Annotated in this window: 11 protein-coding genes; 6 read left to right on the forward strand and 5 right to left on the reverse strand. The window is 75.9% G+C overall.

Annotated elements, in window-relative coordinates; genetic code table 11:
* Window positions 1-104 precede the first annotated feature (104 nt).
* The 6 genes from M1O15_RS09860 (at window position 105) to M1O15_RS09885 (ending at window position 5637) form a co-directional block, all read left to right on the forward strand.
* Window positions 105-1718, forward strand: a complete 1614-nt coding sequence (locus M1O15_RS09860) for an ABC transporter substrate-binding protein (protein WP_248632922.1) — start codon at window positions 105-107, stop codon at window positions 1716-1718.
* A gap of 23 nt (window positions 1719-1741) precedes the next feature.
* Complete coding sequence (locus tag M1O15_RS09865) at window positions 1742-2707, forward strand: ABC transporter permease (RefSeq protein ID WP_248633103.1); 966 nt, start codon at window positions 1742-1744, stop codon at window positions 2705-2707.
* Window positions 2700-3590: an ABC transporter permease gene (locus M1O15_RS09870; RefSeq protein WP_248632923.1), complete on the forward strand. Its 891-nt coding sequence runs from the start codon at window positions 2700-2702 to the stop codon at window positions 3588-3590. Before M1O15_RS09865 ends, M1O15_RS09870 begins: the two co-directional genes overlap by 8 nt.
* 101 nt (window positions 3591-3691) lie before the next feature.
* The gene (locus M1O15_RS09875; protein ID WP_248633105.1) at window positions 3692-4609 is read left to right on the forward strand and encodes an ABC transporter ATP-binding protein; all 918 of its coding nucleotides are present in this window, start codon (window positions 3692-3694) and stop codon (window positions 4607-4609) included.
* Entirely contained in the window at window positions 4602-5267 is a 666-nt protein-coding gene (locus tag M1O15_RS09880) for an ABC transporter ATP-binding protein (RefSeq protein WP_248632924.1), read from the forward strand. Before M1O15_RS09875 ends, M1O15_RS09880 begins: the two co-directional genes overlap by 8 nt.
* 175 nt (window positions 5268-5442) lie before the next feature.
* Window positions 5443-5637 (forward strand): hypothetical protein, encoded by a 195-nt coding sequence (locus M1O15_RS09885; protein ID WP_248632925.1) that lies wholly within the window; start codon window positions 5443-5445, stop codon window positions 5635-5637.
* A 22-nt stretch (window positions 5638-5659) separates the two neighbouring features.
* Here M1O15_RS09885 and M1O15_RS09890 read toward each other — a convergent pair whose 3' ends face one another.
* From M1O15_RS09890 to M1O15_RS09910, 5 genes are all read right to left on the reverse strand, one after another.
* Window positions 5660-6847, reverse strand: a complete 1188-nt coding sequence (locus M1O15_RS09890; RefSeq protein WP_372499423.1) for a phosphodiester glycosidase family protein — start codon at window positions 6845-6847, stop codon at window positions 5660-5662.
* Between the two features lie 240 nt (window positions 6848-7087).
* A complete protein-coding gene (locus tag M1O15_RS09895; RefSeq protein ID WP_372499424.1) occupies window positions 7088-7909 on the reverse strand; it encodes an AAC(3) family N-acetyltransferase in 822 nt (273 codons plus the stop codon).
* A gap of 48 nt (window positions 7910-7957) precedes the next feature.
* Window positions 7958-9442, reverse strand: coding sequence for an alpha/beta hydrolase family protein (locus tag M1O15_RS09900; protein WP_372499431.1), 1485 nt, complete (start codon window positions 9440-9442; stop codon window positions 7958-7960).
* 642 nt (window positions 9443-10084) lie between these two features.
* On the reverse strand, window positions 10085-11407 hold the full coding sequence (locus tag M1O15_RS09905) for an SWF or SNF family helicase (RefSeq protein ID WP_248632927.1): 1323 nt from the start codon (window positions 11405-11407) through the stop codon (window positions 10085-10087).
* On the reverse strand, window positions 11404-14283 hold the full coding sequence (locus tag M1O15_RS09910) for an SCO1167/SCO6262 family helicase (protein ID WP_248632928.1): 2880 nt from the start codon (window positions 14281-14283) through the stop codon (window positions 11404-11406). The genes M1O15_RS09905 and M1O15_RS09910 overlap by 4 nt, the downstream gene beginning before the upstream one ends.
* Window positions 14284-14327 lie beyond the last annotated feature (44 nt).

A 14327-nucleotide genomic window follows, 5' to 3' on the forward strand; every position in this document is an offset into this window, starting at 1 on the left:
GAATCCACTCCTCTACATGCTGTTTAATTGCCAAGCGTTCGCAACAGCGCATCGCCTGTGCCCACGACGACAGCCGAGTCCCGACAGTAGGGGTGTGGAGATCCATGACCGCCGCCCGATCCATACGCGGCACCGCCGCGGCCGCACTCGCCGGGGCCCTGGCCCTCACGGCGGCGGCCTGCTCCAACCCCGGCTCCGGGGCGGACGGCAAGGGCGGTGCCGCCGAGGACAGCGCGGTCGTCGGCATCGCCTACGAGCCCGACTCCCTCAGCCCGCTCCTCGGCTACGGTAAGGACGGCAACTCCAAGATCTTCGACGGGCTGCTCGCCTTCGACGGCGGGATGAAGCTCAAGCCCGCGCTCGCCGCCGAGCTGCCGAAGGTGAGCGCCGACGGCCTCACCTACACGTACACGCTCCGCAAGGGCGTCACCTTCAGCGACGGGAAGCCGTTCACCGCGAAGGACGTCGTCTACACCTACCGCACCATCCTGGACCCGAAGACCAACAGCGCCTCCAAGGGCGACCTGGACGCCCTCAAGGACGTCCAGGCCACCGGCGACGACACCGTGGTCTTCACCCTGAAGTACCCCTACGCGGCCTTCGCCGAGCGCACCGTCCTCGGTATCGCCCCCGAGCACATCGCCGCGAAGCAGGACGTCAACACCGGCCCGTTCACCACCAGGCCCGTCGGCACCGGCCCCTACGTCCTCACCCAGTGGTCCAAGGGCGAGAAGCTGAGCTTCGCCGCCAACGAGAAGTACTGGGGCGGCGCGCCCGAGGTCAAGAAGTTCACCATGGCGATCATCAAGGACGACGACGTGCGCGCCACCCGGCTGCGCTCCGGCGACCTCGACGGCGCCATCCTGCCGCCCAACCTCGCCAAGGGCTTCCAGGGTGACAAGGGCCGCAAGACCTACCAGGCCACCAGCTACGACTACCGCTTGGTCACTCTGCCCACCCACAACAAGGTCACCGGGGACACCGGCATCCGCCGCGCCCTGGACACCGCCGTGGACCGGCAGACCATGGTCGACAAGATCCTCGAAGGCGCCGGCAAGCCCGCCTACGGCCCTGTCCCCACCGACAGCGAGTGGTTCACCAAGGGCACCGAGCGCCGCCACGACCTGGCCGCCGCCCAGAAGACCCTGGACCAGGCCGGCTGGAAGCCCGGCCCCGACGGCATCCGCGTCAGGAACGGCGTCCGCGCCTCCTTCCCGCTGTGGTACCTCTCCGGCGACAAGCTCCGCCAGGACCACGCCCTCGCCTACGCCTCCGACGCCAAGAAGGCCGGCATCGACGTCAAGACCCAGGCCGGCACCTGGGAGGTCATCCAGCCCCGGATGAAGACCGACGCCGTCCTGGCCGGCGGCGGCTCGCCCGGCGACCCCGACTTCGACCAGTACCTGCTGCTGAAGTCCAGCCTCGGCGGCGACGGCTTCAACAACATGGCCTGGTACGACAACCCGGCCGTCGACAAGGCCCTGGAGCAGGGCCGCACCACCGACGACAAGGCCGAGCGCAAGGCCGCCTACGACACTGTCCAGCGCGAACTGGTGAAGAACCCCGGCTACACCTTCCTCACCCACATCGACCACGTGTACGTGGTGGACGACCGCTGGAAGGGCCTGTCCACCCAGGTGGAGCCGCACGACCACGGCCTCGCCTCCGGCCCCTGGTGGAACGTGGAGGACTGGGCCCCCAAGGACGCCGGGAAGTGAGCCGCCGCGTCCCGCTCGGGGCGATGGCCAGGATGGCGGGACGGCGGGCCCTGTTCGCCGTCCCCGTCCTGCTGCTCGTCACCTTCGGCGTCTTCGCCGTCGCCGCCGCCTCCCCGTTCGACCCCGTCAAGGCCTACGCCGGCACCGCCGGACTCACCGCCACCCAGGAGAACCTGGACCAGCTGCGCGCCAACCTCGGCGTCGACCAGCCGCTCGTCCCCCGCTGGTGGCACTGGGTCACCTCCGCGGCCACCGGCGACCTCGGCGACTCCAGCGTGATGCGCCAGCCCGTCGCCGACGTCATCGCCGAACGCCTCGGCTGGTCCACCCTGCTCGCCGCGACCGCCTTCACCGTCGCCGTGCTGCTCGGCACCGCCCTCGGCGTCCTCGCCGCCCGCCGCCCCGGCGGCTGGCTGGACCGGATCACCAGCTCCGCCGCGTACACCCTGGAAGCAGCCCCCGCCTTCTGGCTCGGGCTGCTCGCCATCTGGTTCTTCGCCCTCAAGCTCGGCGCCCTGCCGGCCGGCGGCCTCACCGACACCGGAAGCGACACCGTTTCCCCCGACCAGGTCGCCAGGCACCTGGTGTTGCCCGCCCTGGTCCTGGGCGTTTCCCAGTTGCCCTGGTTCTTCCTCTACGTACGCCAGGGGGTCGCCGACGCGCTGGAGGAGGACGCCGTACGCGGCGCCCGCGCCCGCGGCCTGGCCGAACCCACCGTGCTGCTCGGCCACGCCCTGCGCTCCGGCATGCTGCCGATGCTCACCCTGATCGGCTCCCGCGTCCCCGAACTGATCACCGGAGCCCTGCTGGTGGAGACCGTCTTCAGTTGGCCCGGCATCGCCGCCGCCACCGTGCAGGCCGCCGTCTCCGTCGACTTCCCGCTGCTCGCCGCGCTCACCGTGCTCGCCACCGCCGCGGTGCTGCTCGGCAACCTCCTCTCCGACCTGCTGTACGGACTCGCCGACCCGAGGGTGGGCTTCGATGGCTGACCTCACCACGAAGACCGATATCTCCCGGCAGTGGCGCTCGCACGGCCGCACCCGGCGCTCCACCCGCACCGTACGGGTCACCGCCTCCGCCCTCATCACGGCCGCCACCGTGCTCGCGGTGCTCGTCGTGCCGCCGATCGTCCAGCTCGACGAGCAGGCCATCGACCTCGCCCTCAAACTCCGGCCGCCGTCCCCCGCCCACCCCTTCGGCACCGACGACGTCGGCCGCGACCTGCTGCTGCGCTGCGTCTACGGGCTGCGCGTCTCCCTCCTCGTCGGCCTGGTCGCCGCCCTGGTCGCCACCGTCATCGGCACGGCCGTGGGCGCCGCCGCCGCGGCCTTCGGCGGCTGGACCGACCGGATCGTGATGCGGCTGGTCGACACCTTCTCGTCGGTGCCGCACCTGCTCCTCGGCATCTTCATCGTGGCGATGTTCCGCCCCGGGGTCTGGCCCGTGATCGTCTCCGTGGCCCTCACCCACTGGCTCTCCACCGCCCGGATCGTCCGCTCCGAGGTGCTCTCGCTGCGCTCCCGGCCCTTCGTGGACGCGGCCATCTCCGGCGGGGCCTCACGGTGGCGGGTCACCGCCCGCCATCTGCTGCCCGCCGTACTGCCGCAGGCCGGGCTCGCCGCCGTGCTGATGGTGCCGCACGCCATGTGGCACGAGTCCGCGCTCTCCTTCCTCGGCCTCGGCCTGCCCACCCACCAGGCCAGCCTGGGCACCCTGGTGCAGACCGCCCGCGGTTCGCTGCTGGCCGGCGACTGGTGGCCCACCCTCTTCCCCGGCCTCTTCCTGATCGTCCCCACCCTCGCCATCGCGGGACTGGCCGGCGCCTGGCGGGAGCGGATCAACCCGCGCCGCCGATCGGAGCTGATGCTGTGAAACCGGACACCGTGAAGCCGGACGCTGCCACGTCCGACGCCGTGCGGCCCGGTGCCGTGGCCCCCGTCCTCAGCGTGCGCGAACTGTCCGTCCGCTTCCGGATGCGCGGCGGCCGGCACATCGCCGCCGTCACCGGAGCGAGCTTCGACCTGGCGGCGGGGGAGTGCCTGGCCCTGGTCGGCGAGAGCGGCTGCGGCAAGTCCGTCCTCGCCTCCGCCCTGCTCGGGCTGCTCCCCGGCAACGCCCAGACCGCCGGCAGCGCCGTCATCGAGGGCACGGGCGGTACGGACGCCGTCGACCTGCTCACCGCCTCCGAGCGCACCCTCGCCCGCACCGTACGCGGCCGGCGCATCGGCCTCATCCCGCAGTCCCCGGCCGCCCACCTCACCCCCGTCCGCACCATCCGCGCCCAGCTCGCCGAGACCCTGCGGGCACTGGACCGCACCCCCAGGAGCGCCCTGCCCGCCGCCGTGACCGCCGCCGCCGACCGCGCCGCCTTCCCCACCGGGCTGCTCGACCGCTACCCGCACGAACTCTCCGGCGGCCTAGCCCAGCGCGCCGCCACCGCCCTCGCCCTGGTCGGCGACGCCCCGCTGCTGCTCGCCGACGAACCCACCACCGGACTCGACCGGGACCTGGTCCACCGCACCGCCGACGAGCTGCGCCGCCACACCGACGACGGCCGCGCCCTGCTGACGATCACCCACGACCTGGCCGCGGCCGAGCGGATCGCCGACCGGGTGGCCGTGATGTACGCCGGCCGGATCGTCGAACTCACCGACGCCGCCGCCTTCTTCGGCGCACCCGGCCCCCGCCACCCCTACGCCCGGGGGCTGCTCGCCGCCCTGCCCGAACGGGATTTCCGCCCCATCCCCGGGCTGCCCCCGGAGCTCGGCGACCTCCCGACCGGCTGCGCCTTCGCCCCCCGCTGCCCCCGTGCCACCGACCGCTGCGCCACCGCACCCGACTTCGCCGACGGCGTCGCCTGCCACCACGCCGAGGAGCCGGCCCGTGCTTGAACTCGACGCCGTCACCGCCGGCTACGACCGCCGCGCCCCCGTCTTCCGGGCCGCCTCCCTCACCCTCGCCCCCGGCGAGTCCGTCGGCCTGCTCGGCCCCAGCGGCTGCGGCAAGTCCACCCTCGCCCGGGTCGCCGCCCTGCTGCACCGCCCCGACGCCGGCCGGGTCACCGTGGACGGCGAGCCGGTACGCGGCTGGCGCCACCGCGCCCCGCGCCGGCTGCGCACCGCCATCGGCGTGGTCTTCCAGCAGCCCCGGCTCTCCGCCGACCCCCGCCTCACCCTGCACGACCTGATCGCCGAACCACTGCGCGCCACCGGCCGCCGCACCGAGGCACCCGAGCGGGTCGCCGCACTCGCCGCCGCCACCGGCCTCACCGGCGACCTGCTCACCCGCCGCCCGCACGAGGTCAGCGACGGCCAGCTGCAACGCGCCTGCCTGGCCCGCGCCCTGGTGCTGCGGCCCCGCTGGCTGGTCTGCGACGAGATGACCGCCATGCTCGACGCCTCCACCACCGCCGCCCTGGTCGCCGCCGTCGAGGAGTACCGCGCCGAGCACGGCGCCGGGCTGCTCGCCGTCGGCCACGACCGGGTCCTGCTGGAGCGCTGGTGCGACCGCACCGTGGAGTGGGCCGGCTGCGCCGAGCCGGGCACCTGATCCGGCGCCTGACCCGCGTACCGCCCACCGGGTGCCCGCCCGGGCGTAACGGTCCGCGGCCCGGTAATACCCGTTCGGCCGACATGCCGTACCCCCGGGCGGCGAACGGCCTCCGCCAGACTGGCCGCCGAATGCCGCAACGCACACTCCGTGCGGCGGGCCGAGGAGGCGACACATGGCCGTATCCATTTCCGTGGTGGTGCTGCTGCTGATCCTGGCGGTGGTCTATCTGCGCAGCGGCGGGCTGAAGCTCTCCCACGCGCTGGTCTGCGGACTGCTCGGGTTCTTCCTGGCGAGCACCAGCCTCGCCCCCACCATCTACAACGGCGTGGCCGCCACCGCCGACGTGGTCAGCGGCTTCAAGCCCTGAGCGTCGCTTGCGCCGCCCGGGCTCATCCGGCAGCGAAGACACCGACCCCGTTCGGCACCGGACGCTGGGTTCCGCCGCTCGGGTGGTTCAGCACCCGCACCCCCGCCGCGCCGGACTGACGGGCCACCAGCGTCGAGGAACCCCCGCCGTCCAGGTTCACCGCCTCGGCGGCGCCCAGCTCCGCCGTCACCCGGGCCAGCTCCGCGAGCGTCAGCCCCTGGCGGAACTCCGGGGAGCCGTCCAGCGCCAGCAGCCACACCCGGCGCCCCGACTCCCCGATCCCCGCCGCGGTGCGCACCGCCGCCACCGCCCCGTCCAGCCCGGCCACCGGCACCCCGCTGCGCAGCACCGGGAAGCCGCCCACCGCGAACCGGAACGGCGCCCCGCCGTCGGCGGCCACCAGCCCGTACCGCAGCCTCACCCGGTCCCCGACCGCCAGCCGCCGCAGCCGGGCCGCCCCCGCCTCCCGCCCGACCAGCACCGAGGTGCCCTCGGCGATCGGCCCGCTCCCCGGAGCCCCGGCCACCGACACCACCCGCCCGGCGCGCACCGTCACCTCGTACGCCTCCTCCACACAGGGCGCGTCCCGCCGGGTGTCGGAGCCGCAGACCGCCCGCGCCCGGGACGCCGCCCCCCAGTCGGCGGTGAACAGCCCCACCGAACCCTGCGGCAGCGCGTACTGGTTCAGCCCGCCGAGCGGCCACTCGCCCGCCGCCGAGGACACCGCGCCGTCCAGCACCAGTTCCCCGAGCCGCGCCGTACCGTCCGCGCCCACCCCCCACACCTGGCGGGCGTCGGCCCCGCGCGGCAGCGCCGGACCGTACCGCTGCGCCGTGGGCACCGCCGCCTTCAGCGCCCGCCCCTCGGCCACCGCCGGCCCGACCGGCGCTCCGGTCGCCGGCACGCCGGGGTGCTGGCTCTCCGTCAGATGGAAGAAGTCACCGTTCACCCCGCCCACCGCCGCCGCCCCGTCGGCCAGCGAGGACAGCGCCGAGCGGGCCGCCACCTTTCCCGGGTACAGCAGCCCCAGCGACACCCCGGCCCGGTCCAGCTCCACCGACAGCAGATGCGCCCGCGCGGTCCCGCGCGGCGACGCCAGATCCAGCCACCGGTACTCCACCCCCTCCGCGACCCTCGCCCAGGCGGCCGCCGGCCGCGCGGGCGGCGCCCCGGCCACCCCGGCGAGCAGCAGCGACAGCACGACCAGCACAAGGTTCAGGGGACGGACGGGAGTCGCGCGGTGCCACGGCCGTCGGCCGGGAAGCGCGGTCGCTGAGGGTACGGTCATGGGGACCCCCGAGGTCGGGCGGCGGGCCCGGTCCGGCGGCAGGCCGCCCGGGCGGGTTCGGGCAAGAGCTGCCCGGCCCGGACCCCCGGGAACCGAAGACCGGCGAACCAGCGGACGAACTTCAGCCGTCCGGCGGCCCCTCATCCCCCTTCTGACAGCCCCTCAGCGATGGCGGACCAGCCACTCCCGGGCGAAGTCCACCGCCGTGGTGAGCTCCACCAACCGGGCCGGCGCCGACCCCACCCGCCCGCTCCGCACACCCGCCGCCGCCCCGGCCGACCGCTCCAGATCGGCCCCCAGCGCGCCGAAGTCCCCGTCCCGCAGGGCCACATCCTCGTACTCCCACCAGCGCCGCCGCCCCCGCTCGTCCCGCACCACGCAGCGGTAGCTCCGACGGGGCGGCTCCGGCACCCGGTACTCGGCCAGATGGAAGGCGCTGCACGCCTCCCAGTCGGTGCCCAGCATCAGCACCCGGGCGCCCAGTTCGTACAGCCGCGCGAGGGGTGAGTCCTCACCGAGGTGGTTGTCCCGATGGTGGCCGGAGACCACCTTCTCGGCGTACGGGCCGAGCGCGGCGAACGAGGTCTGCGGATGCGCGCTGCGCAGCGCCCCCGGGGCGCCCCTCACCAGCTCCGGGAAGACCCCGACCCCGTCCGAGGGCATCCGCTCCGCGTCGTACGGCGGCATCGCCTCCCGCACCTGATCCACCTGCTCCGGCGTCAGACCGCCCACCCGGTCCCGGTAGGCGGGCGAGGTGTCCGAGTTCCGCGCGGTGAACGTGGGCACCACCAGGGTCCCGGACGGGCCGAGGGCCCCGAGCACCGCGCGCAGCACCGCCGCACCGCCACCCGCCACCGGTCCGACGGCCCGCAGCGAGGAGTGCACCAGCAGCACGTCCCCCCGCTCCACCCCCAGTGCGCGCAGCCGCGCCCGGAGCAGGCGTTCGGTATGGATCGGGGCCCCTGTGACCGTCACCCGCGCCATGGTAGGGGCCCACCGCCCGCCACCGAGCCGCCCGAACCGGCCGGTTGCCTATTCCGGGCGGTGGACCGTGAGATCGCCGTGCGCCGACAGAGCCCCGGCCAGGTCACCGGCCTTCTGCCGCAGGGTGGAGTCCAGGAAGGCGAGCGTGGTCGCGGCGACCATCCGCGGGCTCTCGGTGCGGCCGACGGAGCCGACGATCGAGGGCACCGGCGGCAGATACAGCGGGCCGTCCATGAAGGTGAGGTGCGCGGCGCCGGGGACGGTGAGCCGGTAACTCGGCGCGGTGCTGCGCTCCAAGGCCTCGGTGAGACGCGGCGGATACTGCGGGTCGGTCGCGGGGGTGAGGGCCTGGGTGAGCGCCAGCACGGGCTGGTGGAGGGAGGGCGAGGCGGGGCCGTGGGGGAAGCCGTCCAGGTCGATGACCGCGTCGAACCGGCGGTCCTGCCGGGCCGCCTGCAAGGCGGCGGCGCCTCCCATGGAGTGGCCGGTGACCGCGACCCGGCCGGTGTCCAGCCGCCCGGTCAGCGGACCGGTCGTCTCCCGCCCGGGACGCTCCAGCCGGGTCAGGACGAAGCGGAGGTCGGCGGCGCGTACGGCGGTCCAGCCGACCGCCAGCTTCGCGTCCTTCTCCCGGCTGCCGCTGGAGGTGGTCCTGGCCCGAATGGTCCGCCCGTCGGCGAGGACCACGGCGGCGGAGTCGTACGGGTGGTCCAGGGCGACCACCACATAGCCGTGGCTGGCCAGTTCCTCCGCCCAGGCGGTGTTCTGGGTCCGCACCCCGTTCGATCCGGGCGAGAACAGCACCACCGGGAACCGTCCACCCCCCTCGGCCACCGGGGCGTCGACCACGGCATGGGTACGGGCCTCCGTGACGCCGTCCACCAGGAAGCCCGGCAGCCCGACCCCGCCGGCGAGGGCGTCGGACACGGTGCGCGCCTCCTGCTCCGTCCGCCCGAGGTACGGGGCCCGCCCGGTGCCCGCCGGGCTCTGCCGCGCGGGGTACCAGAGCTGCACCACCACGGTGCGCCGGTCGTCCGGATCGGCCGTAAAGCTCTCGGCGCGGCCCGGGTCGGTCCACTGCACCACCCGCGTACCCACCGCGAAACGGCCCGAGGGCTCCGGGAACTCGGGCACCGGAAACGCCCAGGCGGCCACCGGGCCCGACGCGATCAGCCCGACGCAGAGCACCGACCCCGGCAGGGCCAGCCACCACCGGGCCCGCCACGCCGGCCGCCCGGTACGGTGCCGCCGCAGCAGGGGAGCGAGGGCGAACGGCGACGCGAGGGCGGCGCCCACCAGGACCGGCAGCAGCTGCCACCTGATCCCCACCGCCACCATCAGCGCGATCACGGACACCACGAGAACCGCCCCCGCCGCGAGCGCGACCCGCGGGCGGACGGCGGGCGGAAGCCAGCGCGCCACCACCAGCGCGACGGCACCCAGTACGGCTACGACTTCCAGAGGGGACATGTACAGCCCCGCGATGATCTCGGTCACCCGGTCATCCTCACGGCGGCGCACACCCGGCCACATCGCCCCCGGGTCGCCCTCGCATCCGACCACAGTCGCATCCCGGCACCCCGCCCGTGCGACCGAAGTCGCAGGTGGGCAGGGTCTCCAACTGTGCGCCCGCGGGGTGGGCTTGAGTCCGCAGCGCGCGGCCGGACTCCCAGGGGCCGCCCCGTCAGGCCTCGGCCACCTGCCCCGCACCTGCCCAGCCCGGGGCCGGGCCCGGTGTCAGGTCCCACCCCCGCGTCGCGACCGGTGCCACTCCCGCGAGCCGGCCCGGCCCGAGCCTTGTCGGGCCGCCGACGCCTGCCTCACACCAGCCCGGGCCCCGGGCCTGCGGCCAAGCCGTCCGGGCGCCACGCCGCCTGGCCGTGGCAGCACCGGTTCGGTGGTACGGAAGGCCGAGTTCCCGAGGCCGGGTCGTCGAGCCCTGCGCACGCCGGGCGCGGCCTTCGGCCGCTCCGGGCCGGGAGCGGCCCAGGGCCGAGTCCGGTCCCCGTCCGGGTCTCGGGGCCGCACGCGGCGCCCGGACCCCCTTCGGCACCGCGCCCGGCTCCGCTTCCGCGAGCCGGGCCCGGCCCGAGCCTCGTCGGGCCGCCGACGCCTGGCCAGTACCCGCCCGGGCCCGGGCCCCGCCCCGGTCCACCCCGGCCCAGCCCGGGCCCCTCAGCCGTCGGTCTCCGCCAGGAGGGCCGACGCCGCGGCCGGGTCGGGGTCCGGGGGGCCGGCCGGGATCCAGTGGCCGTCCACCTCCCGTAGCGCCCACCAGCGGCCGGCCCGGTCCACCCGCAGCCGCCCGCCGGGCACCGACCACCGGCCGGGCCCGGCAGGCCGCGGTAGGGGGCGGTCGGCGTCCTGCATGGCCGAGGCCAGCCGCTCCTGTGCCGCGGCCGACTCGACCGGAGTCGGGGCCCACTCCTCCTCCAGCAGCCGCAGCGCGTCCACCCCGCCGCCGGAGCGCCAGGCCGCCACGGCCGCCGCCAGCTCCTCCCGCCGACGGCCGGAACCCGCCGCCAGCCGGGCCGCCATCTCCTCGGGCAGCGGCTGCCGCGCCTCGGCCACCAGCCGTACCGCGTCCTGAGCGGGCGTCAGCACCTCGGCCGGCGGGCGCTCCCCATGGCCCGGGGCCAGCGCCTCCGCCAGCATCCGGTACGCCCGACCGGCCGCGTCCGCCGCCAGGGCCTCCAGCGCCGCCGGGTCGACGCCGTCCCCCGGCGAGGACTCCACCGCCAGCGACAGGGCCCCGCCGGGGGCTTCGGGGAGCACCGGCTCCGGCGGCAGCGCGGGCAGGATGTCCCGGGCGGCGAAGGCCTCGTCGGCCCGTACTCCCGGGACGCCCTCCCGGTCCTCCGGCGCCTCGGGGCCGACCGGGACCCGCGCCTGCACCTCCGCCAGCAACCGGCGCTCACCACGGCCGCGCAGCAGAAGCAGCACGAAGGGGTCCTCGTCCAGCAGCCGGGCCAGGGCCTGGCAGAGCGCCACGGTGTGCGGGCAGTGGTCCCACGCACCGCAGGCGCACTCCGCCTCCAGGTCCCCGATCCCGGGCAGCAGCTCCACCCCGACCGTGGCCGCGTCCTCCACCAGGTGCGGCGGCATCTCCCGCTCCAGCAGCGCGGCCACATGCCCGGCCCGCTCGGCGGCCACCGCGAGGAACCGGTCCCACTCCTCCCCGTCCAGCTCCCTCAGCAGCACATCGCTGCGCAGCGCCGTACCGTCCCGGTCCCGGACCACCGCCGTGATCCGGCCGGGCCGTACCGACACCGCGCCCACCGCCCCGGCCCGCGCCAGCCGGCGGCCCCGCTTCACCTGCTGCAGGTCGAGCGCCGAGTCCTCCAGTGCCTTGAGCCACGCCTGCCCCCACCAGCTGCGGGCGAAGGCCCCGCCGGGCGCCGGTGGCAGCGGAGCGAAGGTCCGCTCCTCCGAGGCCCCGGCCCCGCCCGTGCCGTACTCCTCGGTCATGGAGGGGTCCGCCTCGTATCCGTCGCTCATCGCGCGCCTCCTCGCAGGGACACCAGCTCCGCCAGCTCCGCGTCGGTCAGTTCGGTCACCGCGTCCTCGGCCGGCCCCAGCACCGCGTCGGCCAGCCGCTGCTTGCGCGCCAGCATCGCCGCGATCCGGTCCTCCACCGTGCCCTCGGCGACCAGCCGGTGCACCTGCACCGGACGGGTCTGCCCGATCCGGTAGGCCCGGTCGGTGGCCTGGGCCTCCACGGCCGGGTTCCACCAGCGGTCGAAGTGCACCACATGCTCGGCCCGGGTCAGGTTCAGCCCGGTGCCCGCCGCCTTCAGCGACAGCAGGAAGACCGGCACCGCGCCCTGCTGGAAGCGGTCCACCATCGCCTCGCGCTCCGGCACCGGAGTGCCGCCGTGCAGGAACTGCGTGTCCACCCCCCGCCCGGCCAGATGGCGCCGCAGCAGCCGGGCCATCGCCGTGTACTGGGTGAACACCAGCACGCTCGCACCCTCCGCGAGGACCGTGTCCAGCAGTTCGTCCAGCAGCTCCAGCTTTCCCGAGCGCCCGGCCAGCACCGGGTCGTCCTCCTTCAGATACTGGGCCGGGTGGTTGCAGATCTGCTTCAGCCCGGTGAGCAGCTTCACCACCAGACCGCGCCGGGCGATGCCGTCCGCCGCCGCGATCCCGGCCAGTGCCTCGCGGACCACCCCCTCGTACAGCCCGGTCTGCTCGGCGGTGAGCGGCACCGGGTGGTCGGTCTCCGTCTTCGGCGGGAGCTCGGGCGCGATCCCCGGATCGGACTTGCGCCGCCGCAGCAGGAACGGCCGCACCAGCGCCGCCAGCCGCTCCGCCGCCACCGGGTCGCCGCCCTCGACCGCCCGGGCGTACCGGCGGCGGAACGTACCGAGGCGGCCCAGCAGTCCCGGGGTGGCCCAGTCCAGCACCGCCCACAGCTCGGAGAGGTTGTTCTCCACCGGGGTGCCGGTGAGCGCCACCCGGGCCCTGGCGCCGATGCTCCGCAGCTGACGGGCCGTCGCCGAGGAGGCGTTCTTGACGTGCTGCGCCTCGTCGGCCACCACCAGCCCCCAGGGGACCCCGGCCAGCCGCGCCGCGTCCCGCCGCATGGTCCCGTATGTGGTGAGCACGAAGCCCCCGGCCCCGCCCTCGCCATCGGCGAATCCGGCCGGCCCCCGCCCGGCGCCGTGGAAGCGGTGCACCGGCGTGCCGGGGGCGAAACGCTCCACCTCCCGCTGCCAGTTGCCCATCAGCGACGCCGGGCAGACCACCAGCGTCGGCCCGGCCGTCGCCGGATCGCCCTGACGGTGCAGATGGAGCGCGATCAGGGTGATGGTCTTGCCCAGGCCCATGTCGTCGGCGAGGCAGGCGCCCAGACCGAGCGAGGTCATCCGGTCCAGCCAGCCCAGACCGCGCAACTGGTAGTCGCGCAGGGTGGCGGCGAGCGCGGCGGGTTGCGCGAGCTCCGCATGCCCGCCCTCCGGCTCGGCCAGCCGGTCCCGCAGGGTACGCAGCCAGCCCGACGGCTCCACCGCCACCTGCCGGCCGTCCACCTCGGTGCTCCCGGTCAGCGCGGCGCCCAGCGCGTCCAGCGGGGTGACCTTGCGCGGCTGCCGCTCCCGGGCCCGCCGCACCTCCTCCGGGTCGACCAGCACCCACCGGTCACGCAGCCGCACCACCGGGCGGGCGGACTCGGCCAGCCGGTCCAGCTCCGCCCGGGTCAGCTCCATCCCGTCCACGGTGAACCGCCAGTCGAAGCCGAGCAGGGCGTGCGCCGACAGCAGCGGAGGCGGTGCCGAACCCCCGCCGCCTCCGGACGCCGCCTCCTCGACGGGCGCCCCGCCCGTCTCCGCCGGAGGCCCGATCACCACGCGTGCGGTCAGCGACCGCGCCAGATCGCGCGGCCAGTGCACCGCGACCCCCGCTCCGGCCAGCGCCCGGCCCGCCTCGCCCAGCAGCTCCAGCAGCTCCTCGTCGGCCGGCTCCACCGCGTCCGGCACGGCCGCCGACAGCAGCGGGGACAGCGCGGGCCAGGCCCGGGCGGCGCGGTGGAGCGCCGGCAGCGCGTCCAGCCGGGCCCGCAGTCCGAAGCCCTCCGCACGCCCCGCCCACACCTCGGCGGCGTCGGCCACCCGGGTGGGGTCCCCGGCCGGGTGCAGCTGGAGCACGGCACGGAACGCCGGTGCGGTCACGGCCTCCGCTCCGGCGGCGGGCCCCTCCGAGCCGACGGCCTCGATCCGCAGCGAGAGCCGCACCCCGGCGTCATGGCCGGCCGCCACATCCGCCGCCCACGCGCGCAGCCCGGGCGCCTGCCGGGGCTCCGGCGCGGTGAGGACCGGGCCCCCGGCGGCCAGTGCGGCGGCGGGGGCCCGGGGCAGGGTGTCGGCGACCGCGTCCAGGAAGCCGCGCAGCAGCCGCTCCGGCTCCGGCAGCAGCGCCCCGCCGTCCGGTGCGGTGCCGGTGGGGAACGCGTGGGCCTCCGGCGGCATCGACGCGGCGAGCCGGCGCAGGCCCTCCACGTCCTCGGCGGTCAGCGGACCCGCCCGCCAGGCGTCATGGCCGGCCGGGGAGAGGCCGGGGAGCAGCAGTCCGCGGGCCGTCAGCCCGAGTGCGGTCAGTGCCGCCGCGCCCCAGAAGGCGACCGAGGGCGAGGCGTCCGGATGCCGGCGGCCCCGGGTCAGCAGGGGCAGCGCGGCGCCGACGTCCAGCACCGCGGCGGCTACGCGGTGCGGGCAGGCGTCCGGACCGACGAGCGTCAACTGCTCGGCGCGGACGTCCCCACCGGGCGGGACGGCGGGGACCGGTTCGCCGTCCATGGGCGGGTGGAAGGCGAACCGTCCGGTACGGGCGGGGTCACCGGGCAGGAACACGGCGGAGCAGCGGGCGAGGTTCGGCAAGGGCTGGCGCACTCCTCAAACTTGACTAGATGGATGGGAGTCGC

Origin of the sequence: Streptomyces lichenis (assembly GCF_023218175.1) — a bacterium.
GTDB lineage: Bacteria > Actinomycetota > Actinomycetes > Streptomycetales > Streptomycetaceae > Streptomyces > Streptomyces lichenis.